The following is a 4,501-nucleotide window of genomic DNA, read 5'->3' on the forward strand; positions in this document are numbered from 1 at the left end:
GGTGAAATAATGAAAAAAGGAATTATTGATCGCTTCGAGGGAGATATTGCAGTTATTGAATTCGACGATATAATGAAAGATATTTCAAAGATTAAATTGCCCAAAGAAGCCGATGTTGGTGATGTTCTTGTATTTGATGGGGATAGAATCACTATTGATACAAACGAAAAAGTAAAGTTGAAACAAGAAATTGAAGATTTAATGGATGAATTATTTGAAGATTAATATGAAAAATCCTATACTTCGGTATAAGATTTTTTTATGTCAGTATTTACGAGAAAAAAAGGCAGGAATTTATCCTGCCAAAGCCACAGCTTAACCGTTCATAAATAGGGGGTGGGGGTTTTCAGTGTAGAATTGTGAAATAATGTACTTAAACAAACAGTGCAGTTTAGTTGAATAAGAATACTTACATAATAATATCGGAGTTGTTGTAATGATTACGGTTAAGAATACTGAAAGTTATCTTAAAAATAAGATTGGTGAAGATACCGATGATATAAAAAAGGTTTGGGAAACATTTAAAGCTTTTTGTAAAGAACCAGTTGAGGGAGAAGAAGATAAAGAAATCCTATTTCAATGTGGTGTTTATGATTTTACTGGAGAAGAATTATTTCATCTTGATTTTGTACGTCAGTTTACTGTTTATGAAGAAGATGAGTATTCCCATATGGAACAACTTCACTGTGAATTTTTATTTAAATTAACAGATGAGTTAAGTAAGTTAGAGGCAGAAGAGTGGTCAATGGATTATGATGATATAGATGATTTTTTTAATCATATAGAAAACCCTCAGAAGTTTAAAATACCTTTGAATTTAAAGCCGATAAAATCAGAAATATATCAGGAAGAAGTTTAAACCTTATTTCACTAACAGGTGTTTTACTTCAATATGGGGTAAAGCCTTTTTCTTATTCAAGTAACGTCGCAGTTTTGTTGAAGAAGGGTTTAATATTATTTTTCGAGAATTTCAATGTATAAGGGTTAAATGGGGGATGAATTTATGAGAAAAAGCAAATCAGTTAATGAATTAACCATTGAGGACTTAAAAGAAAACCCTATATGGGAATGGGAAATAGGTGAAGAAGGAAAAGCTTCTATATTAAAGAAGCTTCAGTTTGTCGACAAACTGAAATGACAGGTATGAATCACACCTGTCATTTTTTATTACAAAAAGTCATTATAAAAAAATTCTAAATCGCATATGATTTAAGAAGATAACGTTCTATAAACTCAGCTAATCCATCATTTTCGTGGTGTCCTGTAACAATATCAGCTGATGCTTTAACTTTTTCGCTAGCGTTTCCCATTGCCACACCAATACCGGCATGACGAAGCATCCCTATATCATTAGGTCCGTCTCCAATGGCTACGACTTCATTTGGACTAATTCCAAATTTGGTAAGTAAGCTTTTTATAGCAGACCATTTGGAAACATTAGGAGCAAGTATCTCAAACCCGTCATTCCAATCGATGACTTCTGCTTCCTTTTTAAACAAAGCGGATAATTCAGGACTTGGCGCACCTGTTCGAACACTATATTTAAGAACATCTTGATAATTTGCCTGTCTTAAATCTCCAATATACCGTGGCGGAATTTGCCCAACTTTTGTCCAATAATCGATTTCTTCATTTGTTTCCTTACAATAAAGCCCATTTGCTGTATGGATAATAACATTACAAGGACTTTCAGCGGTCAGATGGTGAAATCGTTCTTCGTTCAATCGGACAGTTCTCATTTGCATAACTCTTCCTGTCTCTGCTGCGTGAATAGCGGCACCATTCAGACAGATCATCGGAGTCCGTAATCCAATTTCTTTATGGTAGGGAGCGGTTACTTCATAATGTCGACCAGTGGCTAGAAAAACCTTAACTCCCTGATTAATGAGCCTATAAACGGCTTCCATATTTCGGCGGGAAATGTAGTTTGAGGCTTTTAGTAGTGTACCATCCATATCAATAAATATTGCACGTACATTCATTTATATTGCCTCCTCATTCGTTGCTAAACCAATCATATCATCTGAATATTAAAGCCTAGTAAACTCAGTGTATAGATTAAGTGAAGTTTATTGGGAAGCAGGAGACGTTTCTCTGCAAGATAAAAATGTTATTCCATATTATTAGTATTAATTTGATCAAACATTGTTCTAAAGCAACACAAGATAAGGATTAAAAACTTTTTTATCCATTTTTGTATCAACTTTTTTGTCCTTTTACAAGGTCGGCACGGCATCGTGCCTCCCGCTTGATTATTCAAATTATTCGTATAATAATAATTTTAAGAACTATTATATAATAAATGAAATAATGCTAAAAGCAAGGTCACAATGGGTCTTGCTTTTTTCATTTTGAAATAAATGTCCCCCTCTTTTTAAAACTCCCTTAATTAGCTATGATTGGAAGTATAGTGAAAAAGATGTTTTGTGGGGAAGGGGAAGGTGCTATGCCATTAGAAATCGTTCGGAATGATATTACAAAGATGAAGGTAGATGCGATTGTAAATGCCGCGAATACAGCACTGAAAATGGGTGGTGGTGTATGTGGTGCTATATTTCGTGCAGCGGGTGCCAGCGAGTTGCAAGAAGCATGCGATAAAATCGGTAAGTGCCAGGTTGGAGAAGCTGTTATTACTGATGGGTTTAAAGTGAATGCAAAGTTTATCATTCATACACCGGGACCTATTTGGCAAGGTGGTTCAAATCAAGAAGCAACTCTGTTAAAGGCGGCTTACTATAACTCTTTGGAACTAGCAAAGAATTATCAGTGTGAGTCTATAGCTTTTCCGTTGATTTCGACTGGTATATATGGTTATCCAAAAGAGGAAGCATTGCAAATTGCAGTTTCCACTATCAGTTCATTTTTATTAAATTATGACATGCTCGTTTATCTCGTTGTTTTTGATAAGCAATCTTTCGGTTTAAGCAAGAAATTGTTTACATCCATTCATCAATATATTGATGAGCATTATGTAGAAGAAGTAGAAAGTACGTTTAATCGTATTAGAAGAGAAGAACGATATGCAATGGACCAATTGCGGGAAGTTGAAATTCTTCAGCAGGACCTACACGAAGAAGCAAACGATTCTTTAGTAAACCTGTTGAACCAACTCGAGGAACCTTTTTCCGAGCGGCTGCTTCGTTTAATTGATGAAAAAGGAATGACGGATGTTGAGACGTATAAAAGGGCGAATATTGACCGCCGATTATTCTCGAAAATTCGGAATGGAGTCGATTATACTCCAAAGAAGAAAACCGCTATTGCCTTTGCCATTGCTTTAAAATTGAATTTAGAGGAAACGATGGAGTTGCTAACTACTGCTGGTTATACCTTGTCACGTAGTAGTAAATTTGATGTCATTATTGAGTTCTTTATTCAACAAGATAACTATAATATTCATGAAATCAATGAAGCCTTATTTGCTTTTGATCAACCATTACTCGGTGCTTAAAATGTCGCTTTCAAAGCGACCATTTCTTATCAAATCATTGTTATCCTAAGTTTATCAATGAACGGAGGATGACGATGATGAAAAGGAATTTAACAGAATTAGTTTTTATTTTAGATAAAAGCGGCTCCATGGCAGGACTTGAAACAGATACAATTGGTGGTTTTAATGCGATGCTTAGGAAACAACAAAAAGCTGAAGGAGAAGCCTTTGTCACTACCGTATTGTTCGATCACCTTTACGAATTATTGCATGACCGAATAAATGTAAAAGGCATATCTCCTATTACTGAAGAAGATTATGAAGTAGGGGGGACTACTGCCTTATTAGATGCTATTGATTTCACCATTCAAAAAATAATTAATGTACAAAAGAGAACAAGTGAGGATGAACGTGCAGAAAAGGTACTATTCGTCATTACAACGGATGGGATGGAAAATGCTAGCCGTGAATACACAACGAATAAAATTAAAAAAATGGTGCAGCATCAAAAAGCGGAATATGGCTGGGAATTTATGTTCCTTGGAGCCAATATCGATGCCATCTCAACTGCTGCACAATTTGGAATCGATGAGGACTTCGCAGTTGAATACCATGCTGACCATATAGGAACGCAATTAAATTATGAAGCGGTGAATGAGGCTGTGGTAAACCTTCGAAGTGGCAAAAAGATTAATCGAAGCTGGAAAGAAGGAATTGAAAGGGACTATAATCGGCGCCCAAGGAATGAATAAAATACAAAAATAACGGTTTGTGATTTTAGGGGGAGTAAAACTACCTCTTCATGTCCCTGGAAAATTTTGAATAGCCAATTTTAAAAATTAAAATACTACCATAAAGGAATTTAATATTTTAGTATAGAGCTCTTCTCGTTTTTTAGAGAAGGGCCATTATTGTTTACTTCATGAGAAACATAAGATTTAGGTAACTTTTTAATACCGCCAATAATATATGGTCTCCAGATTTGAGTTGTAAATCATCATGCGTTTTTTAGTATGGCTCTGTTAAACGATAATGTTGATATTTAAGATATAAAAAAATAGACCATCATTT

Annotated in this window: 6 protein-coding genes; 5 read left to right on the forward strand and 1 reads right to left on the reverse strand. The window is 34.9% G+C overall.

The window, feature by feature from the left end:
* Positions 1 to 9 precede the first annotated feature (9 nt).
* From V7068_RS21345 to V7068_RS21355, 3 genes are all read left to right on the forward strand, one after another.
* A complete protein-coding gene (locus tag V7068_RS21345; RefSeq protein WP_499714468.1) occupies positions 10 to 225 on the forward strand; it encodes a DUF3006 domain-containing protein in 216 nt (71 codons plus the stop codon).
* A gap of 211 nt (positions 226 to 436) precedes the next feature.
* The gene (locus V7068_RS21350; protein WP_499714464.1) at positions 437 to 859 is read left to right on the forward strand and encodes a hypothetical protein; all 423 of its coding nucleotides are present in this window, start codon (positions 437 to 439) and stop codon (positions 857 to 859) included.
* 144 nt (positions 860 to 1,003) lie between these two features.
* A complete protein-coding gene (locus tag V7068_RS21355; protein ID WP_499714465.1) occupies positions 1,004 to 1,138 on the forward strand; it encodes a hypothetical protein in 135 nt (44 codons plus the stop codon).
* Between the two features lie 55 nt (positions 1,139 to 1,193).
* Here V7068_RS21355 and V7068_RS21360 read toward each other — a convergent pair whose 3' ends face one another.
* Positions 1,194 to 1,982, reverse strand: a complete 789-nt coding sequence (locus V7068_RS21360; protein ID WP_499714466.1) for an HAD family hydrolase — start codon at positions 1,980 to 1,982, stop codon at positions 1,194 to 1,196.
* Between the two features lie 464 nt (positions 1,983 to 2,446).
* Between V7068_RS21360 and V7068_RS21365 the strand changes: the two genes are divergently transcribed.
* Together V7068_RS21365 and V7068_RS21370 are read left to right on the forward strand one after the other, a co-directional pair.
* The gene (locus tag V7068_RS21365; protein WP_499714467.1) at positions 2,447 to 3,451 is read left to right on the forward strand and encodes a macro domain-containing protein; all 1,005 of its coding nucleotides are present in this window, start codon (positions 2,447 to 2,449) and stop codon (positions 3,449 to 3,451) included.
* Positions 3,452 to 3,528: 77 nt separating this feature from the next.
* The gene (locus V7068_RS21370) at positions 3,529 to 4,182 is read left to right on the forward strand and encodes a vWA domain-containing protein (RefSeq protein WP_499714469.1); all 654 of its coding nucleotides are present in this window, start codon (positions 3,529 to 3,531) and stop codon (positions 4,180 to 4,182) included.
* The last annotated feature ends 319 nt before the right edge of the window (positions 4,183 to 4,501 follow it).

The sequence above is a fragment of the Bacillus sp. JJ634 genome, assembly GCF_036962285.1.
Taxonomy (GTDB): Bacteria; Bacillota; Bacilli; order Bacillales; family DSM-1321; genus Peribacillus; species Peribacillus asahii_A.